Raw genomic sequence first — 26,269 nt, forward strand, 5'->3', positions numbered from 1 at the left:
TCGGACCCTGTCACAGCGGAAGGAAGAGCCTTGATTCGACCCATCGCCGTCCTCGTCGCAGGCATGCTCCTTTCGAGGCCGGGGATGCCGAAGGAAGAGGCCAATCGTTATGCCCGGGTCCTCGCCGAGGTCGCGGCGGCGCGTGGCTTCGACCCGCTCGTCGCCGTGGCGATCGTGCATTTCGAGACGCAGTGGCGTCCCTCGCTCGTCTCGGCCGACGGAGAGGATTACGGCCTCGGGCAGGTGCGCGCCCGGTTCGCGGGCGCCTGCCGCGACGACGCGGATCCGGTGAACGCGCCGAGCGAGGCTTGTCAGCGCGTGAAGGATTCGCTGCTCGACGGCGTGACGAACATCCGGCGCATGGGCGCGATCATCGCGGCCAACATGGAATTCTGCAAGGTGAAGACCGGCAGCGCGAGGACCGAGCGCTGGCTCTCGGGCTACCAGGGGTATGGGGATCCCTCGCGTGGCCGGTTCTGCGAGCCAGGCGAAAAGACGCGAATCGTACTCGATTACTACAAGGAGCTCGTCGCGAAGCTCGCGCCGCCGCCGAAGCCGAAACCCGCGCCAAAGCCAAAGGCCACGCGTCCTCTACCGCCGGACCACGGCGCGGAGCCCACGCGCGCGGCCCTTCCGAAGAGCGCGGATCGCGCCGCGAAGCCGCCGGCGGCGAAGAAACCCGAAACGACGAAACAAGCGCCACGCGCAAAAGCCGGCAAGGCGCACGCGACGCGGCCCTCGCGAAGGAAGACACGATGACCGAGATCATCAAGCTGTCGGGACCCGGGAAAAACGCGCTTTCGAGCGCGATGATGCGCCACATCCTCGAAGGCCTCGACAAGGCCGCGGGCGCGCCGGTCCTGCTCACGGGGGAGGGCGACGCATTGTCCGCGGGGCTCGACCTGAAAGAGGTCCTCATGCTCGACCCCGCCGGCATGATCGCATTCCTGCACCTGCTCGAGCGGTGCATGACGACCCTTTATCTGTATCCGGGGCCCACGGTCGCCGTTTTGAGCGGCCACGCCATCGCGGGCGGCTCGGTGCTCGCCGCCTGTTGCGACCTGCGTATCGCCACGAGCAAGCCCACAGCGAAGATCGGCCTCAACGAGACCGCGCTCGGCCTGCGATTTCCGCCGCGGATCCTAGCCATTCTGCGGCGGCGCCTCCCGCCCCAGCACGTCGACGAGATTCTCCTCGGCGCGGGCCTCTTCAGTCCCGAAAAGGCCCTGCGTCTCGGCCTCGTCGACGAGGTGGCCGACGACCCGTACGAGGTCGGGCTCGCGCGTCTCGCAGAGCTCGCGAAGCACCCCGCGGCGGTGTATGCGCAGACCAAGCAGGATCTGCGGGGAACGGCGGACAGCCTGTATCCCGAGGCCGATCACGGCCGCGCAATCGACGGGATGCTCACCTCCTGGGATCCCGCCATCGTGCATTCGAAGATCATGGCCGCGCTCAAGCGCTGACCACGGCGGCGCGCCTCAAGGCGAGAGCCCGCCCGCCGACGTCGCTTCGATCGAATCGGCGAGCGGGCACTTCTCCATCCCGATTTCCTTCGCCTTTGCGCGGATCATCTGCGCCTGCTCCTCGGGACCCTTCACGCTGACGAGCGTACGGAACTCGATTCCGTCGGGATTCTCGATGTGATCGGCGAGCCACGCCGTCCGCTGCTGCCCGATCGCCAGCGGATCTTCCTCCGCGGTGAGCCCGGCGCGCTGGTCGACCTCGCACATGAGCTTCACGGCGTCGGCGAAGGTTTGCCCGGTTTGCGCCGGGGCGGCGGGCTCCGGCGCTCGGGAGGCGCCGCAGCCCACGGCGAGGACGATCGAGAACGAGGCGAGGAGCAGGGAACGTCGCATGCCGCATGGACACGGAAGGTCTTGCGGCTTTGGGTCCTCAGATCGCGGGCATCGCCGCGGGGACGGACGCCTGCCGAACGGCCTTCTGCGGCTCCGCGCGCGTGACGCCGCGCCGCATCGACGTCTTTCCCACCGCGATGTCGACCATCTTCTTGACCCGCGAAAAGACGCTCTCTTGCACGTAGGGAATCCCGTACTTCTCGCAGAGCGCCTTCACCTTCGGCTGCACCTGCTGGTATTTCAGCATCGGAATGTCCGGGAAGAGGTGGTGCTCGATCTGGTAATTGAGCCAGAGGTGCGCGTAATCGAGGAGGTCGCCGCCCGTCTTGTAATTCGTCGAGCCGATCACCTGCCTCACGAAGAATTCCGCGCGCGAGGCCGGGCGGTCGTCGAAGCGGTAGAGATCGTCGCCCGTGTGGTTCGGACCGATGACGCAGAACGTGTGCAGGTTCGTGACCGCCTCGGCCATCAGCGAATTGCAGAACGCGCTGAAGACGCCCCAGGGCCCGAGCGGGAGATAACAGAGCGGCAGGAGCCCGAAATGGACCGCCGCATAGGGCAGGTAACATTGGAGCCAGAGCTCACGATTCTCGCCCTCTTTCGACGGGGCCTCCCCGTCCCGCTCGGCGTGGCGCGCGCGATACACCTCCAGCGTGCTCGGCGCATAATACGAGGCGCGCCAGGTGAGCGCGAGCAGCCCCATGAGCGCGTAACGAACCGGCATGGAATGTTCGCGCAGCTCCTCGGTGTTGCGCTCGATGAGGTCCCGATCGTCGAGCTCCCCCGTGTAGGAGTGGTGCAGGACGTTGTGCTCGTAAATCCACGCTTCGGGTAAAATCCAATCGCACCAGTCAAGAAATCGCCGCTTCCCGCGCGCGAAGACCTTGCTCGTGTACCGCGCGGGCACGCCTGGCACCTTGTCGTAACCGCGGTGACCAATGTGGTGCATGAGAATCCACCGCGTCGATCGGCCGATGCCAAGCAATAGTGCGCTCGCCGGGTTCGGCGCGATACCCGCGCCGAGCAAGCCGAGCGCAGTGCAAGCGCGCCCCCAGCGCTCGAGCTTGTAGAGGTGCCGCAGATCGTCTTCTCCGAGCGCGTCGTCGATTTCGCGGCGCAAGGCCTTGATGTCTGCGTGGAATGCTTCGAGGTCGATCTTGGAGAGGTCGAAAGGAAGGTTCTTTTGCATGGGGTCGGGCGGCTCGCTGTAGCATCCTTCCCTTCGGACGGAAAGCACCGTAAGCTCGCGCCGCGATGAAGCGGAGAGGCGTGCTGAAGGTCGGCGTGGCGCTCGCGGTGACCCCACTTTCCTTTTCGCGTGACGCGCGCGCCTGTGACGGGCACGGCAACTGGGAGACGCCGCCCGAGAAGGCGCCCGAGAAAGCGGCCGTCTGCGAGCGGCTCGTCGCGCGGATCGGGCGAAACCACGGGCATGCCTTCGCGATCGTCGTCGCCGACGTGCTCGCGGGTATCGACAAAACATACGACCTCACGGGGACGTCCGGCCACCGGCACACGATCACGGTCACCGCCGCCGACTTCAAAAAGCTCGGGGCCGGGCAAATCGTGCGTCTCGCGTCGAGCCGCGAGGGTGGGCACATCCACAGGCTCTTTCTCGAATGCGCGCCGGCGGTCGACCCGCCCGAGCGCGTGAATGCCTGCGAGATCGAGGTCGCCGGCAAGGACGAGCACGAGTTCGTCATTCCCGATGCCCACGTCAGGGCGAAGGTCGAGCGGACCTACGACATCCAGGGCCTCGCGGGGCACGAGCATTCGGTGACGGTCACCGCCGCCGATTTCGAGGATCTTCTCCGCGGCAAGCAGGTGAAGATCCCATGCTCCCGGGGGACCGACGGGCATAACCACCTCGTGTTCATCCGCTACCCTCGGAAGGGTTGAGATCGCGGGACGGGCGGCCTCCCGCGGGCGTCGGGCGCGGGCGTACGGGGATTTCCTTCGTGCGCTCCGGCCGCGGCGTTCGATCGGCCGCACCATCTGGCGTTCCGGGCGAAATGCCTCCATGCGTTCCTCGTAGCGAGCAAGGGGCCTCCAGGTGAATGGCTGGTTCCCCGAGGCTCGCATCTGGAGGGGGAAACATGAAAAAGAATCTGATCATTCAGGCTATCGTGGGACTCGGGCTTCTTCTGGGGAGCGCCGTCTCGGCCCAGGCCGCGCCCGCGCCGACGGACACCCCGAGCGAATCGCCGGCGACCCAGCCGGCGGAGGAGAGCGCCACGGTGTTGGCTGCCGCTCGCTGCCGGGGAGGGTTCGCCTCCTGCAATACCGACTGTACCCGTCGTTGCAGGCGGGGTCACGGGTACACCGGGTGTGTCACGGGGTGCGAACGTACCTGTCGCGCTCGCTTCTGTAGGTAAGGTAGGAATGTGAAAGGCGGGGCGAGCGTACAGGGCCTCCGCCATGTCGTCTCGCTCCTGCCTTGCTTGGATCGCCGCTCTCGTGGCCGCGTTTGCCGGCGCGTGCACGAGCGCCCCGCGCGCCGCCGCGCCGAATGCCTCACGAATTTCTGTTGCAGGCGGGGCACGCGCCCCCGGCAGGGCCGTCGCATCTCCCGCGCTGAGCGATACCAAGGCGGCGCCAAACCCCTGCGCGCGACGCCATTCCGAGGCCACCGCCCTCCCGGAATCACCCGTTCGCCAAAGCAGCACCATTGCACTCGCCCGAAACGCCGATCGAACAATCGCCTACGTGGCCGACGCCGATCGACGCGCGCTTCATACGGTGGATATCGACGGCCGGGTCGTCCTCGCGACGACGCCCGTCGAAGGCGCGCCTTCGCAGCTCGTCGTCCTCGCAGACGGAAGGGTTGTCGTCACGCTGCGTGATTCCAATCGTGTCGCCGTCCTCGAACCCGCCTCCGCGCCCGAACGGAAGCTCGCACTCCTCTGCGAAGCACGAACGCCGAGCGAGCCGATTGGACTTTTCGTTGCCCCGAACGAATCGACCCTCTTCGTGACCAGCGGCTGGGGCCGTGCGCTCACCGCATTCGCGAGCGACACCCTCGAACCACGCTATGCCGTGCCTTTGCCGCGCGAGCCCCGCGCCGTCTACGTCGAGCCCTCGGGCCGCCGCGCCTTCGTCTCCCACGCCATCGGCGACGAGATCTCGATCGTCGACCTCGAAGACCCGCTCCATAGCCGAAGATCCGTCGATCTACGCCGGCACAATGGGGAAAACTCCTCCCGCCACACCGGTCAGGGATTCGTGCTGACCGCGCTCGTCGGGACGAACCCCGAGCACGTGACGCGATTGCTCGCCCCGATGGTGAGCGTCGATCAGGACGCGGGCAGCGTCTCCACCGAGACGTATGGCTCTCGATTCCTCGCCGCCGCGCCCCTCGTCGCCGTGGTCGATACCACGAGCGAGGCCCTGCTCGGACGTAATCACTTCGTCTCCGGGCAATTCCGCGAAACGGTCTGCACGCTGCCGCGCGCCGCCGCGCTCGCCGGCGAACGCCTCCTCCTCGCCTGCCTCGGCATCGACGCCGTGCTCGAGCTCGAGGCCCGCGCGCGCGACCCCATGCGTTTCGAGCGCCGAAGATACCGCGTGCCCGCCGGGCCGATGGGCGTCGCGGCCGAGCCGGGCCGCGAGCGCGCCGTTGTATGGTCGCAGTTCGCCGCCGCCGTGAGCGTGCTCGACCTGCGCGAGAGCGCAAAGGCCACCCCCGCCGCGGAGATCATCGTCTCGAAGGACCTTCCACCAGGCCTCGGCGCCGTCGAGGCGCGCGGGCGTATCCTGTTTCACGCGACGAACGATCCGCGAATCTCCGGCGACGGCCGTGCCTGCGCGAGCTGCCATATCGACGGGCGCGAGGACGGCATCACCTGGCAAACGCCCGAGGGTCGGCACCAGACGATCATGCTCGCCGGCCGCATGAACGAGGGCGCGCCGTTTGGCTGGCGCGGCGAGACCACCACGCTTCGCCACCACGTCGGCCGCACGATGAAGCGCCTCGCGGGGCGCGGCGTTTTTGGCGAGGCCGATTCCGCCGACCTCGACGCGCTCATTGCTTATTTGAAGGTCATGCCCGCGCCCGTGCGGGTCGAGCCCGACGAGACGCGACGCGCGCTCGTCACCCGCGGGCGCGAGCTCTTCGCTGATCCGCGGCAGGGCTGCGCCACCTGCCATCCGGGCGGCGGCACCGATCGAGCCGCGTACGACGTCGCGCGCTCGCCGTACCGCATCCCCTTCGATACGCCGTCCCTCCGGTTCGTCGGGGGAACAGCGCCTTATTTCCACGACGGTCGTTATGCCACGCTCGGCGACCTTTTGCGCGGCGTCGACGGCACCATGGGCCATACCGGCTCGCTCTCGGACGAAGAGCTCCGCGCGCTCGAAGCGTACCTGGAGGATCTATGATGAAACCGAGCCTCGTGTTTCCGGCCCTCGCCCTCGCGATTTCGCTCGACCTGGCCGCGACCTCGGCGCAGGCCGAGGAGCCTTATCGATTCCAGGAGCTTCGCCTCGCCGAGATCCCGAGCGTCGAAGCCGAGCCCGACGTCGTCTGGAAAGACCAACATTACGACGAGAAAGGCAAACCGAGACCACTGCCCGACATCGAGCGCTCGCGCCTCGCGGCCGATTGGAGTGGTTTGCCTCGGCCGCGCTGGACCAACGAGAAGGGCCATGCCGCCGTCGTGCGCATCCGGAACCTCTACCACCCCGACGATCACCAGGCGAACCAGTGGCTCCGTTATCTCCAGTCGGACGACACCTCGCCGATCGCCATGGCGTGTGGCCCCGACACGGGCGAGCCGCGAGGCGTCGACACGTATTTGCTCGAAGCGTCGCGGCCGGAGGGGCCGCGGTACACGGTCCTCGAGGCCTGGCTCGATGGCAGGACGTGCAAGGGGCTCGCGCTCCGTCGTTATCAGGCGGCCGTAAAACCTCTCGCGGGTGGCCTCGCGTATGCCTACCGTACGTCTTGTGCGCGCTGCTCGGCTGCCGAGAGCGCCACCCTGCACGTCGTCATACCGTCGGGCTTCAGCTCGAGCGCGACCGGCGGATTTCGGTACTGGACGTACCTCATGGAGCACCTCGAGCTGCCGCTCGGCCCTGGCACCTCCGGCAGCCTGCAGGCGTTTGTCGAGGGCGCGAGCATCCGCGCGTGGAACCATGTCGTCCCGAAGCCGCTCCCCATCGTCAATGTCGCCGAGCTCCGCATCGAGACGAGCTTCGCCGTGGGCGAGGACGAGCCCACGATCGTCCTGGCCATACGTGGGCTGAACATTCCGCTTTCGTAGGCTTCCGGACGGCGCGGCGTTCGTGATAGGGTCCGCTTCATGTCCAAGGTCGTCCACTTCGATACGAACCACGGCTCCTTCGAGATCACCCTCGACGAGGCCAGCGCGCCGCAGACCGTCGCCAATTTCCTTCGTTATGTCGGCGAAGGGCACTACGACGGGACCATCTTCCACCGCGTCATCCCGGGCTTCATGGCGCAGGGCGGGGGATACGACGCGACGTACGAAAAGAAGCCCACGCACGCGCCCGTCACGAACGAGGCCGACAACGGCCGCAAGAACACGCGCGGCACCGTCGCCATGGCGCGCACGAGTGATCCGCACTCGGCGACCGCGCAGTTCTTCGTGAACGTCGCCGACAACGCGTTCCTCGACCATACCGCGAAGTCGAGCTCTGGCTGGGGCTATACCGTGTTCGGCGAGGTGACGTCCGGCATGGACGTCGTCGACCGCATCGTCTCGCAAAAGACGGGCGCGCAGGGCCCGTTCTCGAAAGACGCGCCGATCGAGCCGGTCGTGATTCGCTCCGCCCGCGCCCGCTGAGCCCCCCGCGTTCCCCGCGCGCGCCTCTGTCGCACAACTCCCCACACCACGTTCCGTCGTCTTCCCACGAAACCGAATGGTTTCGATAGGTTACAAGCAAATCTGAACGCGTTCAGATTTGCTCTTGACCGCCAGCGTGTCTGTGCGCATCATCTGAACATGTTCAAACTCGGTCTCACCGGAAGGCTCCGGCGGGCCGACGTGTAGGGAGGATCGCCATGGAAAACACGATGATGAATGCGGCGTCGTATCTGGTCCCGGTGTATGCGGCGTATGCGCTGACCAGCGTGGGGCTGACGGTGGGGCTCGCGCGGACCTTGTTTCGCAGCGGCGCGGTGTTCCTCGCGGACGTCTTCAAGGACAACACCGGAATGGCCGAGGCCGTCAATAGGCTGCTCGTCGTCGGCTTCTACCTGCTCAATTTCGGGTATGCGTGCCTCATCATGAAGGCGGATCGCGCGACGGACGTCATCGAGGCCATCGAGATCCTCGCCGCCAAGCTCGGGCTCTTGCTCCTGTCGCTCGGCGTGATCCATTTCTTCAACGTGTACCTCTTCCACCGCATGCGCCGCCGCGCCCAGATGGCCGTGCTGCCGCCCCCGGTCGTCCCCCAGCTCAAGATGGTCCGCGCGGGCGCCGAGTGAAAACGTTTTTCGCGACGAACGAGGAGGAGGTGTTCCCATGAAGCGGCTCACGGTCCTTTACGACGAAACCTGCGCGCTCTGCGTGCGGTGCCGCGATTGGCTCCTCACCCAGGAGGCGTACGTCGAGCTCGAGCTCCTCGCCTGCGGCAGCGAGGAGGCAGAACGACGTTATGATTGGGTGCCGTGGCTCGGCGAGGAGCTCGTGGTGGTGAGCGACGAGGGCGACGTCTGGGCGGGCGCGGCTGCGTTCCTGCTATGCCTCTGGGCGCTCGTGGAATGGCGTCCCTGGTCGTACCGCCTCTCCGGCCCGACGTTCGCCCCGCTCGCCGAGCGGTTCTTCCACGCGCTCTCCAGCTCGCGCCGCACGATCGCCGCGTGGTTCGCGCCGGACGATTGCCCTGGCGGGAGCTGCCGGGTACGGTACGGCGGAGGGCATTACCGATGACCACCCGCAAGCGCCGTCCGAGCGGCGAGGCGAGCCGCGAGCACATCCTCTCGATCGCGCTCGGGCTCTTTCGCGAAAAAGGGTTCGATGGAACCACGATGCGCGACATCGCCGCCGCCGCCGGACTCTCGCTCGGCGCTGCGTATTACTGGTTTCCCTCGAAAGAGGCCCTCGTGCTCGCGTATTACGCGCGCCAGCAGGACGCGCACGCGGCGGCGTCGCGCGAGGCGCTCGAACGCCTGCCCGATCTGCGTTCGAGGCTCGGAGCCGTGATGCACGCGAAGCTCGACATGCTGAAGGAGGACCGCAAGCTCCTCCGGGCCATTCTGCGGAGCACACTCGGCGCCGACGAGCCGACCTCGGTCTTCAGCGCGGAGACGTCCGAGGTGCGGGGTCAGGCCATCGCCATTTTCCTCGACGCGATCGGAAAGGACGAGTCGGTCCCCGAGGACGCGCGGCCTCTCTTCGCGCAGGCGCTCTGGACGCTGCACCTCGGCTTGCTCCTTTACTTCGTGAACGACACCTCGGAGGACCAGACGAAGACCCGCGCGCTCGTGGACGGCTCGCTCGACCTCGTCTGCAACCTCGCGCCGCCCATGCTCGGGCCGATGCGCGCCGAGATCACGGCGCTCCTCCAGAATGCAGGGCTCTTCGCGGCAAAGAAATGACGGATTGACGCGCGCCGGGCGCCTTGCAAACGTCGGCGCATGAATCAACGAAGATCGTTCCGACGAAGATGGGCCGCGGCGACGGCGATCGCCGCGCTGGTGCTGGGGATTGGTTTCGTGGAGGCGCGGCGTGCGTCCGGGGAGACGCCGCCCGACGACGGCGCGCCTTCAGGCATGGTCGCGTTCGTCACGGGGGGCGCATGTCCGCCGGGATGGGTGACCGTGTACGACGTCGGAGGGCGCGTCGTCGTCGGCGCCATTTATCCGGAGGACGTGGGCCTCGAAGTCGGCACGCCGCTCACCGATCGCGAGGAGCGGATGCACGAGCACGCCTATTCGGGCGAGGTAACGCTCGTCGCGAAAAACATCGCCGCGGCGAACGGCGGAAACCAGAATGGCGCCGCCGCCGGGACGTATCCGCTCGCAGGCACCACGACGAAGGTCTCCTCGGGGCTGCCTTTCATGCAGATTGCGGGGTGCGTGAAGCCATGAAAACACGCGCCACGCTCGTTTCGTTGCTTCTCGTCTCGCTCGCGGGTTGCCTCGACGATTACGGCACCGGCTCCGGGGCGCCGATTGCCACGGGCCCGGACCCGCAGACGCTCCGCGGGGACGCGCTCCCGGAAGGCGCCGTCTCCTTTTTCAAGAAGCTCGCTTGCCCCGAGGGCTGGAAGCCCTACGAGCTTGCCGCGGGGCGCACGATCGTCGCCGCGAGTGAAGAGTTTCCGAGCGGAGAGACCGTCGGCGAGCCGCTCGCGAGCCAGGAAGAACGCACGCATTCGCACGCGATTTCGGCGACCGTCGAGATCCCCGAGGTCTCGTACGTCGGCGCGCCCGGCGGCGGGAATTCAGGCGTGGGGCAATCCGGGGCCGTTTCGGTTGCCACGACGTCGGAGGTCGCGTCCGCCGAGATCCCGTACGTACAACTCCTCGTTTGCCGGAAAAACGAGGCGCCCGTCCCGCGGGTCACGCCCCTGCCGCCGCGATTGCTCATGTTCTTCGACCTTCCGCAATGCCCCGAGGGGTGGAAGCCCGCCGAAGGCACGACGGGCAGGCTCCTCGTGGGGTTGCCCCAATACGCGCCCGCAGACCGGCCCTTCGGCGGCGACCCGTTCACGAGCCCCGCATTCCGCTCCCACGGTCACGCGTTTTCGTCGACGCTCGAAACCTCCTCGCACGGCATCGGGCTCGCGGGTGGGTGTTGCGGGGACGGATATGCCAAGAATGGCACGTACGAATTTGCGGCCGAGACGGAGCCGTCCGAAGTGGACATGCCGATGCTCGCGCTCCTCCAGTGCGAGAAAGACTGACGACGCACAAATCCGGGAAACACCCGATAGCCAGGGCCACGCGTCTCGTGAGATAGGTCGATCCCGGGGAGGGAATCGTGCGCGCAAATCTTGGCTCGACGGTTGGTTCATCCAAGCCTTCGGAGCGATCGACGCCGCGGGGCGCGACGCTCGGCTTCTGGGGCCTCGGCGTCGATGTGCTCATCGGTGCCGTGGTGATCGCCGGCGTCGCGGTCACCACGCTGAAGTTACAGCTCCTACGGCACGGCTGACGCCGGAGGACGGATCAGCGGAGGATGATGTCGAGCGTGTGGGCTTCGAGCAGGCTCGGGACCTCCCAGCGCTCGCTCATGCGGCGAATGACGGCCTCGGGCACGCGCGCGGCGCGGGCGCGGTTGCCCGCGAGCAGCGTGCTCCGCGGCGCCTCGACGTAGACGATCCGCACCCGCGCGCCGTAATCGGCGGCGAGCGAGATCAGCGGGCCGCGCCGCTGTCGGTTCAGGTTCGTCGCATTGTAGACGAACCGCTCGCCGCGCCGGAGATGCTCGCGCACGCGCTCCTTGCCCGCCTGCACGACGGCGCCCTGGTTCTCGTCGGGATCGACGTCGAGCTCGTGGCGGAGCTCGTCGAGCGACACCACCGGCAGATCCGCGAATCGGTCGCGAACGGCCGTGTCCTTCCCGGCGCCCGGCAGGCCGCACATCATGATCATCTCGCTGCGCGTGTCGTCGTGGACCGGCACGTCGGGCGAGCGCCCCTCGGAGCGGAAGTAAACGACACGCGTGTGATCGGACGGGAAGGCGCGTGGTTTGTCATAACAACCCTCCTCGGCGCAGAACGCGCGGAAGAGCTCGATGTTGTCGACGATGCGCTGCATGTCCTGGCAAACGCGACCGCGGATGTCCGCCTCGGCGACGAGCGCGAGCAGATCGGCGCGGCAGACGAGCGAGATCTCCGCGGCGAGCTTCTGCGCGTCGTCCCGCTCGATCAGATAGAACGGGATCTGGTGGTGGTGGATGAGCCCGCAGACCATCTCGCGCAGCGCGAACGGCGCGTCGAGTTCCCAGAGCAGCCGCCGCGCGAGCATCTCGCCGGCGCGTGAATGCCCCTTCGCCGTGATGCGCCCGTCCGGCTCTTCTTTCGTGGTGAACGGCTTGGCCACGTCGTGCAGGAGGCAAGCGAGCCAGACGGCCGCCTGATCGGCCGAAGAGAGCGCGCGCCACGCGGGCAGGGCCACGAGCGTTTCGAGCACCATGCGCGTGTGAATCCAGACGTTGCCCTCGGCGTGGTGAATGGGGTCTTGCGGGCAGGGCTCGAGCGCGCGGACCCATTCGAAGGTCTGCAGCTCGTCCCAGGGCACACGGAAAGCAGGCGGCCGGGGCGGCTCGGTGAGTAGGGAGAGCGACATGGCGGGACTCGTGACGCGAAGAAAGGAGGGGCGCCACCATAGCACGAGCGAAGGCGGCTGTGCTAGCCTGCTCTTTGCCGTGTCTGCAAAGTACCCGAGGACATTTCACCTCCCGTGGTCGCCGGGCGGGACGTCGGACGACAAGCGCATGTCGGACGTGTCCGCGCTCGTCGGCGCCGAGATCGTCGCCACCGAGAAATGCGACGGCTCGAACCTGACGTACACCCGGAAGAACGTCTTTTCGCGCTCGCACGCGGGCCCGCCCGCGCACCCGAGCTTCGACCTCGCGAAGGCCACGCACGCCCGGATCGGCCACCTCCTCTCCGAAGGGATCTCGGTCTTCTGCGAGTACTGTTATGCCGTGCATTCGATCACGTACGAAAAACTCCCCGATTACTCGCTCGTCTTCGGGGTGCGCGACGATACCGCCGGCATCTGGTGGGACTGGGACATGGTGACGGCGCAAGCGCACGACCTCGGCCTTCCGACGGCGCCCGTGCTGTTCCGCGGCGTGGTTTCTTCGGCGGAGGAGCTCCGCGCGCTCACCGATCGGCTCTCGCGCGAGCCTTCGACGTTCGGGGGCCCGCGCGAGGGCGTCGTCGTGCGTGTCGCCGCGCAATTCTCCGACGGCGCGTTTGGCCGATGCGTGGCGAAGTGGGTGCGCAAGGGCCACGTGCAGACGGATGAGCACTGGCTGCACCAGGCGATCGTCCCGCAGCGCCTCGCCCGGTCCGGGTAGGACGTTTACCGCTTCCCCGCGAGCTTCGTGAGCTCCGCGCAGAGCGCCTCGCGCGCCTTGCCGAGCTTCTCTTCGTACCACGCGAAATCGTCGTCGGGACCTTGACGCAGCTCCGCGAGGAAGTGGTTCGCGGCTGCGTAATCGGTGATCTTGCCGGTTTTCGCGACCTGCAAGGCGAAGACCGGCACGCGCAGCGCGTGAAACGCCTTCTTCCGGGACGGCCCGGGTTCGTCGACGAAGCGCTTCTTCGCTTTTTGCCAGTCCGCCGTGGACCGACCGATCGCCGAAGAAGCGAGTTTTTTTCGGTCGAGCGTGTACCGGAACGGCGGGCGGGGCGCGACGAGCACGTGCGCCAGCGGCGCGAATTGGCATTCGAGCGCGAAGACGCTCTGGTCCGAGAGCGCGTCCTCGAACGTCGCGACCCCGTGAATGACGATGTTGAGACCCGGGGCGAAGGCGAGGTCCTGCCTTTGCCCCGGCTTTCCGAGCACCACGAGGAAGTCCTCGTCGGAGGCCGGTCCGGCCGTGCCGTATACGCGCGAACCCACGCGGTAGGCCGCGCGGATCTCCGCGTGCGGGACCCGGAGAACGGCGAGGAGGCGGCCGAGGACGTCGTCGGACACGATCGCATCTTACAACGGGAGGCTCGCGCTGGAAAGTTCCCACCTGCCGGCATTACGAAGGGGGCTCGGCGCGAAGAAACGAGTAGCATTTCGGGCGGTTTCGTGATCCAATGGGCGCCGTGGCATCCTTCTCAGCCTTCCGCCAGGTTCGGCGCCTTCTCGCGTTCGGAATCGGATCGGTATCGCTCTTGTCGGGGTGCTCGCCCGAGGCCCCTCCTGCAAACCCCGACACCGGGCCGAAGATGCCGGAGGGGGGCCTGCTCGACTACCCCGTGGATGCAATTGGCCCGTTCCGGGTCGGCTATCGCTCCTTTCTGTACACGTACCAGCCGAAGGGCGTGGAAGGGCCGCGCGAGATCCGCATCAATCTCTGGTATCCCACGCTCGACGAGGAAGGTACGTCGCCGAAGTACCTGAACGTATTCCCCGACGACGACGTCTTCGAGGGCGCGACGGTCGCGCCGCCGATGGAGGCCGCGGGATACCCGGTGCACCTGCATTCGCACGGGTATTCGGGGTTCGGCGGGACGAGCTCCGACATGATGCACTGGTTCGCCTCGCACGGCTGGGTCGCGATCGCGCCCGATCACAAGGGCAACACGCTGCCGGAGCACGAGGATACGGTGCCGCTCACCATGAGCTTTTTGCGCTCGATGGATCTCACCGCGTCGCTCGACGCCCTCGAAGCGCTGCCCGCGGAGGAGCCGCTCGCGGGCAAATGCCGCACGGACGAGGTGCTGCTCTCCGGACATAGCTTCGGCGGTCGTACGGCGTGGGCGAGCGGCGGCGCGGTGTACGACCTCGATGCGATTCAGGCCATGTGCGACGATGGGACGAAATTCTCCGAGCCTTGCACGCCCGAGCAAATCGCCGTCTTCGGCGAGGGGCTCGGGGATGCGCGCGTCAAGGCGGTCATTCCGATGGCGAGCGGCGTCGGGGACGAGCCGGGCTGGTTCGGCTACGACGGCTACGATCCCGTGAAGAAGCCCTTCCTGCAGATGAGCGGGTCGCTCGATCCGGTCGGCGCCGAGAACGTGTGGGCGCGGGTGACCTCGATCGATTTCACCTGGCTCGATTTCGAGGGCGGCTGCCATCAGCTCTTCGCGCTCGGCGGCTGCCAGGAGTTCGACTCGTACGAGGGCTGGAAGCTCGTCAATACGTACGCCTTTGCGTTCGCGCGCCGGCACATCCTCGGCGATTCGAGCGACAAGGTCCAGAAGATCCTCGACGGCACCGAGGTCCTCTCGCCGAAGGTCAAGTTTCAGCACAAATGAGGTGTGCGATGTCATTCCGGGACGAACCTCTCAAGACGACCTTTTTCTCCCGGGCGCTCCTCCCCGCGGCGCTCGCGGCCTCGCTCGTCGCGTGTAGCGAAGATGCGCCCCCGCCGAGCCGCGGGCTCGGTCCGCGGCCGCCGATGCCGGAGATGGCCGCGCAGACCGGGGCGCAGCGCCTCACGGTCGCGCAGTATGGCAATGCCATCCGCGATCTTTTCGGCGAGGACATCAACGTGCCGACGTCGATCGAGCCCGACGCTCCGCTCGACGGTTTCGTCACGCTCGGCTCGTCGGTCAGCACCATCTCCTCGCGTGGCGTCGAGAAATACGAGAAGGCCGCGTTCGCGATTGCGGAGCAGGTCGTGGCGGATCCGGCACGGAAAGCCACGGTCCTGCCGTGTGCGCCCGCGGGGGCGAACGACCTCGATTGCGCGAAGAAATTCGCCGCCGCGCTCGGGCGCCGCGTCTACCGCCGTCCGCTCGCGGCCGCGGAGGTCGATCGGCTGGGGGGCCTCCTCGTGCAGGCGGCGACCACGCTCGGCAGCTTCGACAAGGGAATCGAGTTTGCCATCGCGGCGATGCTCCAGTCGCCGAATTTCCTTTATCGACCCCAGGTGGGCGAGCCGGACCCGAAGAGCCCGGGAAAGCGCCGCTACACGAGCCTCGAAATGGCCTCGAAGCTCTCGTTTTTCCTGTGGAACAGCATCCCGGACGAGGAGCTGCTCAAGGCGGCCGAGGCCGGAAAGCTCGTCGAGGACGAGGGCCTCTCGGAGCAGGTCGTGCGCATGATCGAATCGCCGCGGGCGCGGGAGGGCCTGCGGGCGTTCGTCACGGATTGGCTGCACCTCGGCGAGCTCGACGCGCTCTCGAAGGACCCGACGGTCTTCACCTATTACAGCCCCGAGGTCGGCCCCGCCGCGCGCGAGGAGACGCTCCGCGTCTTCGAGCACCTCGTCTTCGACCTCGACGCCGATTACCGCGACGTCTTCCTCACGCGGACGACGTTCGTCAATCCGAAGCTCGCCTCCATGTACGCCGTGCCCGCGCCGACGGACGAGGGCTTCGGCATGGTGGAGTTCCCGGCGGATTCGCCGCGGGTCGGGCTGCTCGGGCACATCAGCATCCTCGCCTTGCATTCGCATTCGCGGTCCACGTCGGCCACGCTGCGCGGGAAATTCGTCCGCGAGGATCTGCTCTGCGACGGCATTCCACCGCCGCCCGTCAACGTGAACACGGGCCTGCCGGATCCCTCGACGGAGGCGCGTACCCTGCGCGAGCGCATCGCGCAGCACAACACCGATCCCACCTGCCGGGCTTGCCACACGCTCATGGATCCCATTGGCCTCGGCCTCGAAAACTTCGACGGGATCGGCCGGTTCCGCTCGAAGGAGACCGACGCGGTCATCGACGCGTCGGGCAACCTCGACGGCGTGGCGTTCGCGAACGCGCGCGAGCTCGCTTTGCGGATTCACGACAACGACAAGGTCGCGCCCTGCTTCGTGCGCAAGCTTTATTCGTACGCCACGGCGTTCGAGCCCACGAAGGAGGAGACCGCCACGATCAACACCCTCACCTACGATTTTCGCGCGGCGGGTCATCGCGTGAAGTCGCTTCTTTCGTTCATCGCGACGAGCCCGGGTTTCCGGCTCGCGCACGAGCCTTGACCACCGGTGACGAAGGGGATCATGCCATGAAGCGGACCAAGCTCAGCCGAAGGACGATGCTCCGGGGCATGCTCGGGGGCGCGGCGGTCGCCATCGGGCTGCCGGCGCTCGAGATCTTTCTCAACACGAACGGGACGGCGTACGCCGGGGGCGACGCCCTGCCGAAGCGATTCGGAATCTTTTTCTGGGGCAATGGCACCCTGCCCGATTTCTGGGTGCCCAAGGGGACCGGGCCGACCTGGGAGCCCTCGCCCACGCTGGCGCCGCTCGCCGAGGTGAAGGACAAGGTCTCGGTCATCACCGGCATGAAGGTGTATACCGGCAACACCGTACCGCATTTCTCAGGCTCGGCGGGCATCCTCTCGGGCGCCGCGCCGCTCAACAATGGCACCGAGCTCCAGACGTTCACCCAGCCGAGCATCGATCAGGTGATCGCCGAGGCCGTCGGACAGGACACGCGCTTCCGCTCCCTCGAATTCGCGGTCCAGCCCGGCGGACGGAGCCTCTCCTATTCGGCGCCGCATAGCGTGAACCCTCCGGAGAACTCGCCCGCGGCGCTCTTCCAGCGTGTCTTCGTGGACGGATTCGTCATGCCTGGCAGCACGCCGATGCCGGATCCGCGCTTGCCCTTGCGGCAGAGCATCCTCGACGGGGTGATGGAAGAGGCAGCCTCGCTCCAGCAGGTCCTCGGACAAACCGACAAGGACCGCCTGGAAAAACACCTCGACGGGATTCGCGCCCTGGAGAAACAAATCGAAAAACTCCAGCAGAATCCGCCGAGCCTCGCGGCGTGCATGGTGCCAGCGAAGCCGCTCGACGCATATCCGGACGTGGACGGCAGGCCGCCGATGTCCGAGATTTCGCGGGCGATGGTGGACATCCTCGTCATGGCGCTCGCCTGCGACCAGACGCGCGTGTTCAGCCAGTGGTTCTCGAGCCCGGTCGGCAATCCGCTTTATCCGGGCGCGACCGCCGGCCATCACCAGCTCACCCACGACGAGCCCGGCGAGCAGCCGCAGGTGCAGAGCATCTTGCTCTACATCATGTCGGAGTTCGCTTATCTCGTGAAGGCGCTCGCCGCCGTCCCCGAGGGTGACAGCACGCTGCTCGACCATTGCGCGATCCTCGGGACGAGCGATTGTTCGTACGGCAAATCCCACCTGCTCGAAGAGTACCCGATCCTCGTCGCGGGGACCTGCAACGGGGCGCTCAAGACGGGGCTCCATTATCGGTCCCCGTCGGCCGAGAACGCGAGCAAGGTGCTCCTCTCGCTCGCGCGGGCGATGGGCATGACGCTCGACAGCTTCGGCGAGGGCGACGCGCGCGCGACTACCAGCTTGACGGCGATCGAGGTATGAAAACGAAAGCCATTTCCGGGCTCCTGCCCGCGCTCTTCCTCGGACTCTTCCTCGTCGGTTGCGGTGAGGAAGAGGGGCTCGGCGCCGCGCCTTGTACGACCGGCGAGACGTACGGCGCCATTGCCACGAAGCTCGCGTTTTCGCGCCTGGTATCGCCGACCGTGGCACCCGGCTTCGATCTCGACGGCCGGACGAGCGACGCGACCGACACCCTCTCCTGCGGAAAGTCTGATTTCACCGATTCCGACGGTCGGTCCGGCGTGGACAACCAGCTCGCGCCGCTCGTCCCGGAAGTGGAAAAGTTCGTCGGCGACGCGATCGACGGGCTTCTGCAAGGGTCGATCAACGACGGGCAGCTCGTCATTCTCATGGAACTGGAGAACGTCGACGATTTCACGAACGACGCCTGCGTGAACCTCGGCGTGCAGGTCGGCGTGAAGAAGCGGCCGACCCTCGGCACGGACGGCATCATCGAGGCGTATCAAACGTTCGAGCCCGACCCGGCGGCGACGCGCAGCTACACCACGAATGCGCGCATCGAGAACGGCGTGCTCGAAACCGGCCCGTTCCCCCTCGCGATTCCCCTCGCCATTTTCGACGTCGCCTTCACGCTGAACGTGCAGAATGCGCGGTTCCGTTTTGCGATCGACGAGGAGCACAGGCTCAAGGGCTACCTCGGCGGCGGCGTCTTGCCGGAGGAGATCATCGAAGGCGTGAAGGACGGCGACGGGCTCGAGGATCTGCTCCCGCAGATCAAGCTCCTGCTCGACGCAAACACGGACCTCGCATACAACGAGGACACCGGCAAATGCGAGCAGCTCTCGGCGACGCTCGATGTCGAGGGCGTGCCGGCGTTCCTGCGTCGCTGACGCGCCGCGCGCGGGGGCGAACGTGACCTCCGCGCGCGTGCCGCCGCACGGCGCCCGCGTGTTCGTCCACCATCACCATTGAGCCACGGCGCCGCTGCCGATATGCTGGCGCGATGCGAATTTCCCTGCGAACCCTTGGTAAGGTCGCCTTTGTCCTCGCGTGCTCGGCCCTCGCGGGCTGCGGGGACGACGAAGGCGGCACGAGCACGACCGGCGGCGAGGTGCCGCGCAAGCCGATGTTCCTCGTGGCGAACAGCCGCGGCGACGACGTCCTCCAATTCGAGCAGGACACGGGCGCGTTTTCTGCCGTTTTCATCCCGAAAGGCACCGGCGGCCTCTTCCACCCCGATTCCATGACGCTCGGACCCGAGGGCGACCTCTACATCTCGAGCGGCGATACGCCCGAGAACTCCGCGATTCTGCGGTTCGACTCCTCGACGGGCGCATTTTACGGCGAGTTCGCGAAGGGCGGCGGCATGCACCGTCCTTATGGTCTGGCGTTCGGGCCGGACGGGATGCTTTACGTGGCGAGCTTCCTGACGGACCAGATCCTTCGTTACGACGGGAAAAGCGGCGATTTCGTCGACGTCTTCAAGGAGGGTGATGGCATGCCCGACGGTCTCAACGGGCCGAATGGGCTGCTCTTCGGGCCCGACGAGAAGCTCTACGTCACGACGCAAGGCTCCGTCGCCGAGAATGGCGCGCCCACGTTCCCGGGGCTCCCGAGCCAGGTCTTGCAGATCGACGTCACGAGCGGCGAAATGAAGGTCTTCGCCGACCAGCCCGATCTTTCGCCCGCCGGGCACGGCTACATCAGCCTGCTCGGCCTCGCGTACGGGCCGGATTGCAATGCGGGGCTCTGCGAGCTCTACGTGAGCGACTACGCGAACGACATCCGGCACTACGATTTCGCGACGGGGATGCAGCTCGGCACGATCTCCACGAATTACACGGGTACGACGCCGAGCACCAATTACCTCGGGGCGCTGAGCTTCGGCGACGGCGGGCGCATTTTCGCCGTGGGCTTCGACGTGGACGAAGCGAAGGGTAACCCCGGGACGGTGCTGCGTTTCGACGCGGATGGGATGCCCTTGCCCGCGTCGGGGCAGTCGGGCGCGGTGCTCGTGAACGCGGATTCGCGGCTCGCGCGGCCGATCGGGATCCTCGCGCTGCCCTGAGAAATGCTAGAAGGGGCGGCGATGTCCGAAGCCGCCCTCGCGCCCGCCCCGTCCGCGCTCGCCGACGCGCTGGCGATCGCCCGATATCACATCCTGCTCGTGGCCATGGCCGCGTGCGTCGTCTTCGGATGGCTCATGACGGGCCGCTACCTGCCGCTCGTCGCCCTCGTCGTCGGACTCGACTGGTTCCTCATCAACCTGATGAACCGGATCACCGACATCGACGAGGATCTCAAGAACGGAATCCGCGGCACCGAGCGCGTCGCGCGCCGGAAGCGTTTGCTCACCGTGGGCTCCGTCCTGCTCATGGTCGGGTCGTTCGTCGCGACGCACCTGGTTTGGCCGGGCCTCACGCCGTTCCGGATCGCGGTCCAGATCATCGGCCTCGCCTACAATTACAACATCGTCCCCACGCCGCGTGGCTTCTCCCGCTTGAAGGAGATCTATTTCTTCAAGAATTTCGGCTCCTCGGTCCTCTTCGTCCTCACGTGTTTCGTTTATCCGCTCATCACGAGCCCCGGCGCGCGTGTGATGCCCTGGAGCGGGATCGTTTGTCTCGCGCTGTTTTTCGTTCCCTTCGAGCTGACCTACGAGATCCTTTACGATCTGCGTGATCTCGAAGGGGATCGGCAGGAAGGGATCCCCACGTACCCCGTCGTGCACGGGCCCCATCGCGCGCGGCAGATCATCGATGGGCTGCTCCTCGGCGCGGCTGCCATTCTCGTCGCTGGAATCGTCTCCGGCTCGATCGGCGTCCGCGAGGGGCTGATGCTGGCCGCGCCCGCGACGCAGTTCGCGTTTTATCGGCCCCGCTACCGCCTTGGCCTCACCTCGCACGATTGCATCGTGCTCACGCACCTCGGCACGGCCGAGCTCGTCTTTTACCTCGTCGGCACGGCGCTCTGGGAACGCGCGGGAATGCCCACGAACATTTTTCTTTGATCAGCGCGGCTGTAGCTCGCTCGCGGCAAAATAGGGGATCGCCACGATCGCGGTGTGGTGCCAGAGCGGAAGCTCCGCGGGCGCGGTCGAGAGGAGCAGCACGAAAAAGAGGCCAGCCGCGACCATCCGCGGCAAGGCGACGGAGAGCGGAATCGCGCCGCCCCGACGGCGCGCGAAAACGACGGACGCGAGCACGCAAACGCCAATCACCGAGAGCCCCCAGAGCGACGCGACGCCGAGCGCTTCCCGCTGCGCCCACCGGAAAAACCCCCACCACGTGATCTGGATGAGCGCATGCGCCACGAGCGGCGCCGCGACGATCGTGGCGAGCGCACGCCGGATTCGCCCATCCCCGGACGAGAGCCGACCCGACAAGGCGAGGTCCGCGCCAATGGCAAAATATCCCCACCCGAGAATGCCGATGATCGGCACGCCGAGGTGCCCCGCCTCGGCCCACGACCAGAGCCCCGCGCGCACCGCGATCACCTCCACGAGCGACGCATCGAACGCGACGATCGCAAACACCACGAGCGGACGCAGCCGCTCGATCCGCGGCCAAACGCAAGCCGCCACGTCCCGCGCCGAGAGGATCACGAGCGGCCAGATGAGCGGCACGAGGATCGGCACCCGATCGAGCCGTACGTGCCAGCCCATCGCGTAATGGTAATATTCGTAAAACGCGACGCACGTCTCCTCGCCGATCCACCCCGCCACGGCGAGCGCCGCATAATCGGTCAAGAGATCCGCGGGCGGCCGCCTTCGCGCCATGGCCGCGAGCGCGAGCAGGACGACGGCGACGCAGGCAACCTCGAACACGAGCAAAGGCACGCGCCGACGCTAGCACGCCGCCGCGAGCCGCAAGATCACGACTTCAGCGTGAAGATCCGGATCCCCTGCTGCCGCCCGCGCACCGGCACGACGCCGAGGTCCTCGAACGTCACCTCGGGCACGCGCGCCGCGGTCTCCTCGCTGACGAGCACGTCGACGCCCATCTCCTTCGTCATCGCTTCGAGGCGCGAGGTCGTGTTCACCGCGTCGCCGATGACCGTGAACTCGAGCCGGCTGCCGCCGCCGAGGCAACCCGCCACCACGGTCCCCGAGTGCACGCCGATGCCGATCCGCAGGCCCGCCGCGCGGGCGCGGTTCTGCTCGTCGAGCGCGGCGCGAATGCGGCGCACGGCCTCGATCGCGCGGCGCGCATGGTCGTGGCCGGGCTCGGTCGCGCCGAACACCGCGAGCATGCCGTCGCCCATGAACTTGTCGACGATGCCGCCGCACGCGTGCACGGCCTCGGAGAGCGCGCCCTGGAGCTGGTTCAAGAGCTCGAAGACGTCGCTCGGCTCCATGCGCTCCGAGAGCGACGTGAAGCCGCGCAGGTCCGTGACGAGCAGCGTCGCCTCCACGGACCTGGGCGCGTCGAGGAGCGAGAGGGGATCTTTCAACGCCGCGCGCCCGACGGTCGGCAAGAGCCGATCGAGGAGCAATTGCCCGCGCGTGGCCTCCATCGCGCGACGCACCTGATCGGCGAGCCAGACGTTGAGCATTCCGATCGCGATGATCGCCACGCCCGAGTAAAGCAGGTGCACGCGCGAGGCATGATCGCCGAGGAGCCGGACGAGCAGCACGACCGCGAGGAACGTGGTCCACGCGGCCGCGCGGCGATCGAAGCGGATGCCACCCGTCGCGGCGAAGAGGCCGCACGCGAGCGCGGTGACCGCGGCCATCGCGGTCGTGACGCCGAGCGCCGCGATACGCGTGCCGAGGATGCCGTCGATGAGGAAGAAGTCGACGACGGGCACGATGAACCAGTACACGCGGCCATAGGGCAGGCGCTTGATCGCGAGCAGGAGCACGCCCGAGAGCAGCACCCAGGTCGCCCCGCCGGCGATGTGCGACGCGGGCCGGAGGCCCCGGGACCAAAGCGCGATGTCGAGCACGAGCACGAGCCCGTACGCCAGGATGCGGACGACAGCGACGCGCATCTCGTTCCGGCGCGCCTCGCGGTTCAACGCCTCCCTCATCGCGGCGGCGAGCTCGCTCCGGTTCGAGGCGTGGGCCACGGTTCCCATGTCGGACCCCACCAATGCAAATCGGATCCCGTGCGTCAAGCGTTATCCGCGTGGATCCCACGCTTGCTTCGGCCTTGACCTTCGCGAGGCGCGATGACAGACCCGCGGGGCAAACCATAACGAGAGGAGTTGCCCATGCCCCGCCCCATCTTGAACCTGGACGAACTGCAGTACTTCCCGATGGGTAACGGCGAACGCTTCGCGTGTCGCGTGAGCCTCGTCGGGCAGCGGATCGGCGCGCAGAAGCTCGGGTACAACGTGACGATCATCCCGCCCGGCAAGCGCGCGTTTCCGTTCCACGCGCACCGCGTGAACGAGGAGATGTTTTTCGTGCTCGAAGGCGAGGGCGAGATGCGTATCGGCGCGGAGCGACACCCGATCCGGCGCGGCGACATGATCGCGTGTCCACCCTCCGGGCCGGAGTCGGCGCATCAGTTCATCAATACGTCCGAGACCGCCGAGCTCAAAGTGCTGTCCGTGAGCACGCGGATGTCGCCCGATCTCGTGGAGTACCCCGACGCGGGCAACTTCGGCATCGTCGCCGAGCTCGGTCCGGACGCGGAAGGAAAACCGCGCACGTTCCGGTACGTCGGGCGAGATGGCGAGAGCCGCGATTACTGGGAGGGGAACGAGTAGCGAGCGAATCAGGCCGAGGCCGACGGCTCGTCCGGGTCGGGGAGCAGGAGGCCCATGCCGATATCGTCGACGAAGCTGCCGTCGTCGCGACGAACGAGCCCGCGGCGGGAGCCTTCCTGCTGGAAGCCGAGGGATCGATAAAGCGCGACGGCGCGCGGGTTGTCGGCGCGGACGTGGAGCTCGACGCGGCGGATGCGGCCTCCGTCCGCGTCGCGATGGTCGCGCACCCAGCCGAGCAGCGCTTCGAGGAGGGCGCGGCCGAGGCCGATTCCTTGCGCGTCGGGATGCACGCCGATACCAAGGACGGCGACATGCCGGATCATGCGGAACGAGAGGCGAAGGATCGACGCCTCCGCCACGATTCCGCGCCCTTCCTCCTCGGCGACCATACAAAATGCCGAGCCATCGGTCGCTGCCATGCCCGCCCGAATTTGCAGGTCGCCATAGGCGAGCGGGTCGTCGGGTAGCTCGTCGGGGTATTTGACGATTCCTTGTCGAGCTTTGACGATCGCGCGTTCGAGGTCGAGCAGACCGGCGGAATCGGCGGGGTAGGTGGCCATTCGGAGGAGGGCGCGGCGGCCTCCCCGAAGCGGGACGTGCGAGGGCGTGATCGGTGTGAAGGACATGAGCGTGCTGCCCGAGGAAGCGCTCGCAGCCTTCGGATGTCAAGCACCTGCGTACGCAGGCACCCGAGTTTCACGAAGATGTCACGCGGCGCGGCGGACGCCCCGGCCCTGGTGACGCTCGGGTACGAGGGCGCAACGTTCGAGAATCCCTCGGGTTGGATGCTCGATCCCGGCGCCCGGTGATCCACCCGTTCCGGCGAGGCCCGCGCCCATCGGCGCGGAAAAAAGCACGATTCTCCCGCTCGCCTCCAGCCGAAGGAGACCCTGATCCACGGACGAACGCGGGAGCCCGAGGAGTTTGTCCCGGAGCAGCGCGAGGGAGACGACCCCGCCCGGGGCGGGCATGAGGCGGGCGAGCACGTATAGGATTCGAGCGTCCACCGCGGCCTCTGCGCCTGCATCACGAGCCTCGCGAACGTGTTCGGCAAGGCGTACGACCGCGTCGAGCTGCTCCGGCGGGAGACGCCATAACCCCGAGAGGATCTCCTCGAAAACGAACACGCCGGAGGAGACGAGCGTGGGCGAGCTGCTCATGCGCTCGCGCGCGGGTGGGAGAGGCGGCGGGGCGGGAGTGCGACGGAATCGGGCGCGGATTCGATCGAGGAGATCACGAAGACGAGATACCCATCCGCTTTGGGGTGCACACGAGGGATCGACGATGGTCGGACGCACGTCCTCGGGCCAGGTCGGCCGTTCGTGGATCCCGGTCGGGACATCGTCGTCCGATTCCGGCAATGTCGTGGGCATGGCATCCCTCCCGCTATTCGATCATCACTCGTAGGCGACCCGTCGAGACACGCCTCTCGGATTGGCCTTGGTTTCGTGCGCGCGAGCAGGGGTCCTCCGTTCGTCTTGCCACGGCGGGCCGCCTGCGAGTGATGATCGTCGTCGAAATCGTGGATCGTCGTCCCCAGGCGACCGCGCCACCATGCTCGCCCAGAATGAGTGGCAACGCGGCCGGCTGCGAACGACGATCCTTCGTGTCAGGGTTTGGGTTTGTCCTCGGTTTTCGCCTGTTTCTCTGCGGATTCTTGCGCCGCCCTCTGAGCGAGTGCTTTTTCGGCAAGCCGTTTGAGCTCCGCGCACTCGTCCAGATGTGTGCTCTTGGGGAAACGGCGCGCATGCTCGTCGAGCAACGCGAGGGCCGCTTTCGGGTCTTTGGCTTTGAGCAGGTGCCGCACCTTCCAGAGAAGCGGAACTTCGAGATCCACGGTGCGAGCAGGGGCTGGTTCCTGCGAAGTCGGCGTAGCCCCAGGCGTCGCGGAATTGCCCTGCGGCGCATTCTTCACGAGGGCATCGGCGACCACGGCGATCGGCGTCGTTGCCGCGTGGAGGGACGGCGTCGCGGCCGTTTCCGCCGAAGCGACGCCCGCGCCGAGATGCCCGAGGAGCATGCCCACGATCGCCGACGGCAGTGCCACGGCAAACGCAATCGTGAGTTTGAAGGGGAAACCGAGCACCCCGGCGCTCGGTTCGATGGCCGGAGGGGCCTCGCGCCTCGGCGCGCCCGCGGCGATCTGCACCGCGTCGATGGCCCGCGACAGGCGTTCCCAGCCGTCGAGCTGGGCGTTGGCGAGGACCTCGCTCGACTCCCACACCCGCGGCAGGAACCCGGCCAGCGAGAACGAGGCAAACAGGCTCGCCCGCGAGTCCTTTTCCGGATCCACGCCGAGCAGGGTCTTGATCCACCCTTCGAAGGCCGTCTCGGCGGCGGTGAGGCGGAGCTGCACGGTGGAACGTGCAATGCCGAGGCTCTTCGCGAGCGCGTGGAGCGGCTCTTCGCGAACGTGATACCGCAGGAGGAGCATGCGCTGGTCCGTGGGCATCCGCTCGAGCGCTTCGAGGACGACCTCCGTCATGGTTTCATCGGAGGCGTGCGGGTCGACCGCGTCCTCGATCACCTGCGGGGCGAGCCTTTCGAGGCGCCGCGCGGCCTTGCGCCGGTAGTTCCGGACCATCTCGAAGCAGACGCGCACGAGCCAGCCGTGGGGATAGGCGGGGATCTCGTCGAAGTGGTTGTACGCGAAGACGAGGACGTCATGGGCGACGTCCGCCATGTCGGCATCCCGGACGCGGAGGCGCTGCAACGTACGCCACACGGTCTGGAAGTTCTCCTCGTAGAACGTCCGGAACTCCTCCCGTGTGGGTGTCGTGTCGACCGCGGCTAGCATGAT

29 protein-coding genes are annotated in these 26,269 nt (G+C 67.2%); 20 read left to right on the forward strand and 9 right to left on the reverse strand.

Features of this window, described 5'->3' with window-relative positions:
• The first annotated feature begins 30 nt into the window (after positions 1–30).
• Both QHF84_RS23000 and QHF84_RS23005 read left to right on the forward strand, forming a co-directional pair.
• Positions 31–759: a hypothetical protein gene (locus QHF84_RS23000; protein ID WP_281315525.1), complete on the forward strand. Its 729-nt coding sequence runs from the start codon at positions 31–33 to the stop codon at positions 757–759.
• The gene (locus tag QHF84_RS23005; protein WP_281315526.1) at positions 756–1,463 is read left to right on the forward strand and encodes an enoyl-CoA hydratase/isomerase family protein; all 708 of its coding nucleotides are present in this window, start codon (positions 756–758) and stop codon (positions 1,461–1,463) included. The genes QHF84_RS23000 and QHF84_RS23005 overlap by 4 nt, the downstream gene beginning before the upstream one ends.
• Positions 1,464–1,478: 15 nt before the next feature.
• Here the strand turns inward: QHF84_RS23005 and QHF84_RS23010 are convergent, their stop codons facing one another.
• Positions 1,479–1,856 carry a hypothetical protein gene (locus tag QHF84_RS23010; RefSeq protein WP_281315527.1) on the reverse strand — a complete coding sequence of 126 codons (378 nt, stop codon included), beginning with the start codon at positions 1,854–1,856 and terminating at the stop codon, positions 1,479–1,481.
• 37 nt (positions 1,857–1,893) lie between these two features.
• Positions 1,894–3,045, reverse strand: a complete 1,152-nt coding sequence (locus QHF84_RS23015) for a fatty acid desaturase (protein WP_281315528.1) — start codon at positions 3,043–3,045, stop codon at positions 1,894–1,896.
• 65 nt (positions 3,046–3,110) lie between these two features.
• On the opposite strand from QHF84_RS23015, the gene QHF84_RS23020 reads away from it, so the two are divergent.
• The 10 genes from QHF84_RS23020 (at position 3,111) to QHF84_RS23065 (ending at position 10,978) form a co-directional block, all read left to right on the forward strand.
• On the forward strand, positions 3,111–3,755 hold the full coding sequence (locus tag QHF84_RS23020) for a hypothetical protein (RefSeq protein WP_281315529.1): 645 nt from the start codon (positions 3,111–3,113) through the stop codon (positions 3,753–3,755).
• Between the two features lie 807 nt (positions 3,756–4,562).
• The gene (locus QHF84_RS23025) at positions 4,563–6,233 is read left to right on the forward strand and encodes a c-type cytochrome (protein WP_281315530.1); all 1,671 of its coding nucleotides are present in this window, start codon (positions 4,563–4,565) and stop codon (positions 6,231–6,233) included.
• Positions 6,230–7,117, forward strand: coding sequence for a hypothetical protein (locus tag QHF84_RS23030; protein WP_281315531.1), 888 nt, complete (start codon positions 6,230–6,232; stop codon positions 7,115–7,117). Before QHF84_RS23025 ends, QHF84_RS23030 begins: the two co-directional genes overlap by 4 nt.
• Before the next feature lie 39 nt (positions 7,118–7,156).
• Complete coding sequence (locus QHF84_RS23035) at positions 7,157–7,660, forward strand: peptidylprolyl isomerase (protein WP_281315532.1); 504 nt, start codon at positions 7,157–7,159, stop codon at positions 7,658–7,660.
• A gap of 218 nt (positions 7,661–7,878) precedes the next feature.
• Positions 7,879–8,304, forward strand: a complete 426-nt coding sequence (locus QHF84_RS23040) for a hypothetical protein (RefSeq protein ID WP_281315533.1) — start codon at positions 7,879–7,881, stop codon at positions 8,302–8,304.
• Positions 8,305–8,341: 37 nt separating this feature from the next.
• A complete protein-coding gene (locus QHF84_RS23045; RefSeq protein WP_281315534.1) occupies positions 8,342–8,749 on the forward strand; it encodes a DCC1-like thiol-disulfide oxidoreductase family protein in 408 nt (135 codons plus the stop codon).
• Positions 8,746–9,417 (forward strand): TetR/AcrR family transcriptional regulator, encoded by a 672-nt coding sequence (locus QHF84_RS23050; protein WP_281315535.1) that lies wholly within the window; start codon positions 8,746–8,748, stop codon positions 9,415–9,417. Before QHF84_RS23045 ends, QHF84_RS23050 begins: the two co-directional genes overlap by 4 nt.
• Before the next feature lie 39 nt (positions 9,418–9,456).
• Positions 9,457–9,909 carry a hypothetical protein gene (locus QHF84_RS23055; RefSeq protein WP_281315536.1) on the forward strand — a complete coding sequence of 151 codons (453 nt, stop codon included), beginning with the start codon at positions 9,457–9,459 and terminating at the stop codon, positions 9,907–9,909.
• On the forward strand, positions 9,906–10,727 hold the full coding sequence (locus QHF84_RS23060; RefSeq protein WP_281315537.1) for a hypothetical protein: 822 nt from the start codon (positions 9,906–9,908) through the stop codon (positions 10,725–10,727). The genes QHF84_RS23055 and QHF84_RS23060 overlap by 4 nt, the downstream gene beginning before the upstream one ends.
• Positions 10,728–10,804: 77 nt before the next feature.
• Positions 10,805–10,978 carry a hypothetical protein gene (locus tag QHF84_RS23065; RefSeq protein ID WP_281315538.1) on the forward strand — a complete coding sequence of 58 codons (174 nt, stop codon included), beginning with the start codon at positions 10,805–10,807 and terminating at the stop codon, positions 10,976–10,978.
• 14 nt (positions 10,979–10,992) lie between these two features.
• Here QHF84_RS23065 and QHF84_RS23070 read toward each other — a convergent pair whose 3' ends face one another.
• Positions 10,993–12,114, reverse strand: a complete 1,122-nt coding sequence (locus QHF84_RS23070) for an AAA family ATPase (protein WP_281315539.1) — start codon at positions 12,112–12,114, stop codon at positions 10,993–10,995.
• Positions 12,115–12,193: 79 nt separating this feature from the next.
• On the opposite strand from QHF84_RS23070, the gene QHF84_RS23075 reads away from it, so the two are divergent.
• Positions 12,194–12,853 (forward strand): RNA ligase family protein, encoded by a 660-nt coding sequence (locus QHF84_RS23075; protein WP_281315540.1) that lies wholly within the window; start codon positions 12,194–12,196, stop codon positions 12,851–12,853.
• A 5-nt stretch (positions 12,854–12,858) separates the two neighbouring features.
• Here the strand turns inward: QHF84_RS23075 and QHF84_RS23080 are convergent, their stop codons facing one another.
• A complete protein-coding gene (locus QHF84_RS23080) occupies positions 12,859–13,476 on the reverse strand; it encodes a hypothetical protein (RefSeq protein ID WP_281315541.1) in 618 nt (205 codons plus the stop codon).
• Positions 13,477–13,595: 119 nt separating this feature from the next.
• Here QHF84_RS23080 and QHF84_RS23085 point away from each other — a divergent pair, with 119 nt between their 5' ends.
• The 6 genes from QHF84_RS23085 to QHF84_RS23110 all read left to right on the forward strand — a co-directional run bounded on the left by QHF84_RS23085 (position 13,596) and on the right by QHF84_RS23110 (position 20,764).
• Positions 13,596–14,750 (forward strand): hypothetical protein, encoded by a 1,155-nt coding sequence (locus tag QHF84_RS23085; RefSeq protein ID WP_281315542.1) that lies wholly within the window; start codon positions 13,596–13,598, stop codon positions 14,748–14,750.
• Between the two features lie 8 nt (positions 14,751–14,758).
• Entirely contained in the window at positions 14,759–16,417 is a 1,659-nt protein-coding gene (locus tag QHF84_RS23090; protein WP_281315543.1) for a DUF1592 domain-containing protein, read from the forward strand.
• A 26-nt stretch (positions 16,418–16,443) separates the two neighbouring features.
• The gene (locus tag QHF84_RS23095; RefSeq protein WP_281315544.1) at positions 16,444–17,775 is read left to right on the forward strand and encodes a DUF1552 domain-containing protein; all 1,332 of its coding nucleotides are present in this window, start codon (positions 16,444–16,446) and stop codon (positions 17,773–17,775) included.
• Positions 17,772–18,644, forward strand: a complete 873-nt coding sequence (locus QHF84_RS23100; RefSeq protein WP_281315545.1) for a hypothetical protein — start codon at positions 17,772–17,774, stop codon at positions 18,642–18,644. Before QHF84_RS23095 ends, QHF84_RS23100 begins: the two co-directional genes overlap by 4 nt.
• 113 nt (positions 18,645–18,757) lie before the next feature.
• Positions 18,758–19,822, forward strand: coding sequence for a hypothetical protein (locus QHF84_RS23105; RefSeq protein WP_281315546.1), 1,065 nt, complete (start codon positions 18,758–18,760; stop codon positions 19,820–19,822).
• A gap of 21 nt (positions 19,823–19,843) precedes the next feature.
• A complete protein-coding gene (locus QHF84_RS23110; protein WP_281315547.1) occupies positions 19,844–20,764 on the forward strand; it encodes a UbiA family prenyltransferase in 921 nt (306 codons plus the stop codon).
• Here the strand turns inward: QHF84_RS23110 and QHF84_RS23115 are convergent, their stop codons facing one another.
• Together QHF84_RS23115 and QHF84_RS23120 are read right to left on the reverse strand one after the other, a co-directional pair.
• A complete protein-coding gene (locus QHF84_RS23115; RefSeq protein ID WP_281315548.1) occupies positions 20,765–21,592 on the reverse strand; it encodes a carotenoid biosynthesis protein in 828 nt (275 codons plus the stop codon).
• A 35-nt stretch (positions 21,593–21,627) separates the two neighbouring features.
• Positions 21,628–22,833: an adenylate/guanylate cyclase domain-containing protein gene (locus QHF84_RS23120; RefSeq protein WP_281315549.1), complete on the reverse strand. Its 1,206-nt coding sequence runs from the start codon at positions 22,831–22,833 to the stop codon at positions 21,628–21,630.
• Between the two features lie 135 nt (positions 22,834–22,968).
• On the opposite strand from QHF84_RS23120, the gene QHF84_RS23125 reads away from it, so the two are divergent.
• On the forward strand, positions 22,969–23,469 hold the full coding sequence (locus QHF84_RS23125; protein ID WP_281315550.1) for a cupin domain-containing protein: 501 nt from the start codon (positions 22,969–22,971) through the stop codon (positions 23,467–23,469).
• 8 nt (positions 23,470–23,477) lie between these two features.
• On the opposite strand, the gene QHF84_RS23130 is transcribed toward QHF84_RS23125, so the two are convergent.
• From QHF84_RS23130 to QHF84_RS23140, 3 genes are all read right to left on the reverse strand, one after another.
• Entirely contained in the window at positions 23,478–24,029 is a 552-nt protein-coding gene (locus QHF84_RS23130; RefSeq protein WP_281315551.1) for a GNAT family N-acetyltransferase, read from the reverse strand.
• A 147-nt stretch (positions 24,030–24,176) separates the two neighbouring features.
• The gene (locus QHF84_RS23135; RefSeq protein ID WP_281315552.1) at positions 24,177–24,842 is read right to left on the reverse strand and encodes a hypothetical protein; all 666 of its coding nucleotides are present in this window, start codon (positions 24,840–24,842) and stop codon (positions 24,177–24,179) included.
• Positions 24,843–25,078: 236 nt separating this feature from the next.
• Complete coding sequence (locus QHF84_RS23140; protein ID WP_281315553.1) at positions 25,079–26,266, reverse strand: sigma-70 family RNA polymerase sigma factor; 1,188 nt, start codon at positions 26,264–26,266, stop codon at positions 25,079–25,081.
• Positions 26,267–26,269 lie beyond the last annotated feature (3 nt).

The sequence above is a fragment of the Polyangium sp. y55x31 genome (assembly GCF_029946505.1).
Taxonomy (GTDB): domain Bacteria; phylum Myxococcota_A; class Polyangia; order Polyangiales; family Polyangiaceae; genus Polyangium.

Bases quoted from the DNA above. Each gene is read 5' to 3' on its own strand.
- QHF84_RS23090 (WP_281315543.1), top strand. From the start codon at position 14,759: ATGTCATTCCGGGACGAACCTCTCAAGACGACCTTTTTCTCCCGGGCG.
- QHF84_RS23045 (WP_281315534.1), top strand. From the start codon at position 8,342: ATGAAGCGGCTCACGGTCCTTTACGACGAAACCTGCGCGCTCTGCGTG.
- QHF84_RS23055 (WP_281315536.1), top strand. From the start codon at position 9,457: ATGAATCAACGAAGATCGTTCCGACGAAGATGGGCCGCGGCGACGGCG.
- QHF84_RS23030 (WP_281315531.1), top strand. From the start codon at position 6,230: ATGATGAAACCGAGCCTCGTGTTTCCGGCCCTCGCCCTCGCGATTTCG.
- QHF84_RS23140 (WP_281315553.1), bottom strand. From the start codon at position 26,266: ATGCTAGCCGCGGTCGACACGACACCCACACGGGAGGAGTTCCGGACG.
- QHF84_RS23100 (WP_281315545.1), top strand. From the start codon at position 17,772: ATGAAAACGAAAGCCATTTCCGGGCTCCTGCCCGCGCTCTTCCTCGGA.
- QHF84_RS23135 (WP_281315552.1), bottom strand. From the start codon at position 24,842: ATGCCCACGACATTGCCGGAATCGGACGACGATGTCCCGACCGGGATC.
- QHF84_RS23015 (WP_281315528.1), bottom strand. From the start codon at position 3,045: ATGCAAAAGAACCTTCCTTTCGACCTCTCCAAGATCGACCTCGAAGCA.
- QHF84_RS23035 (WP_281315532.1), top strand. From the start codon at position 7,157: ATGTCCAAGGTCGTCCACTTCGATACGAACCACGGCTCCTTCGAGATC.
- QHF84_RS23040 (WP_281315533.1), top strand. From the start codon at position 7,879: ATGGAAAACACGATGATGAATGCGGCGTCGTATCTGGTCCCGGTGTAT.
- QHF84_RS23005 (WP_281315526.1), top strand. From the start codon at position 756: ATGACCGAGATCATCAAGCTGTCGGGACCCGGGAAAAACGCGCTTTCG.
- QHF84_RS23010 (WP_281315527.1), bottom strand. From the start codon at position 1,856: ATGCGACGTTCCCTGCTCCTCGCCTCGTTCTCGATCGTCCTCGCCGTG.
- QHF84_RS23110 (WP_281315547.1), top strand. From the start codon at position 19,844: ATGTCCGAAGCCGCCCTCGCGCCCGCCCCGTCCGCGCTCGCCGACGCG.
- QHF84_RS23020 (WP_281315529.1), top strand. From the start codon at position 3,111: ATGAAGCGGAGAGGCGTGCTGAAGGTCGGCGTGGCGCTCGCGGTGACC.
- QHF84_RS23120 (WP_281315549.1), bottom strand. From the start codon at position 22,833: ATGGGAACCGTGGCCCACGCCTCGAACCGGAGCGAGCTCGCCGCCGCG.
- QHF84_RS23095 (WP_281315544.1), top strand. From the start codon at position 16,444: ATGAAGCGGACCAAGCTCAGCCGAAGGACGATGCTCCGGGGCATGCTC.
- QHF84_RS23050 (WP_281315535.1), top strand. From the start codon at position 8,746: ATGACCACCCGCAAGCGCCGTCCGAGCGGCGAGGCGAGCCGCGAGCAC.
- QHF84_RS23125 (WP_281315550.1), top strand. From the start codon at position 22,969: ATGCCCCGCCCCATCTTGAACCTGGACGAACTGCAGTACTTCCCGATG.
- QHF84_RS23060 (WP_281315537.1), top strand. From the start codon at position 9,906: ATGAAAACACGCGCCACGCTCGTTTCGTTGCTTCTCGTCTCGCTCGCG.
- QHF84_RS23105 (WP_281315546.1), top strand. From the start codon at position 18,758: ATGCGAATTTCCCTGCGAACCCTTGGTAAGGTCGCCTTTGTCCTCGCG.
- QHF84_RS23070 (WP_281315539.1), bottom strand. From the start codon at position 12,114: ATGTCGCTCTCCCTACTCACCGAGCCGCCCCGGCCGCCTGCTTTCCGT.
- QHF84_RS23130 (WP_281315551.1), bottom strand. From the start codon at position 24,029: ATGGCCACCTACCCCGCCGATTCCGCCGGTCTGCTCGACCTCGAACGC.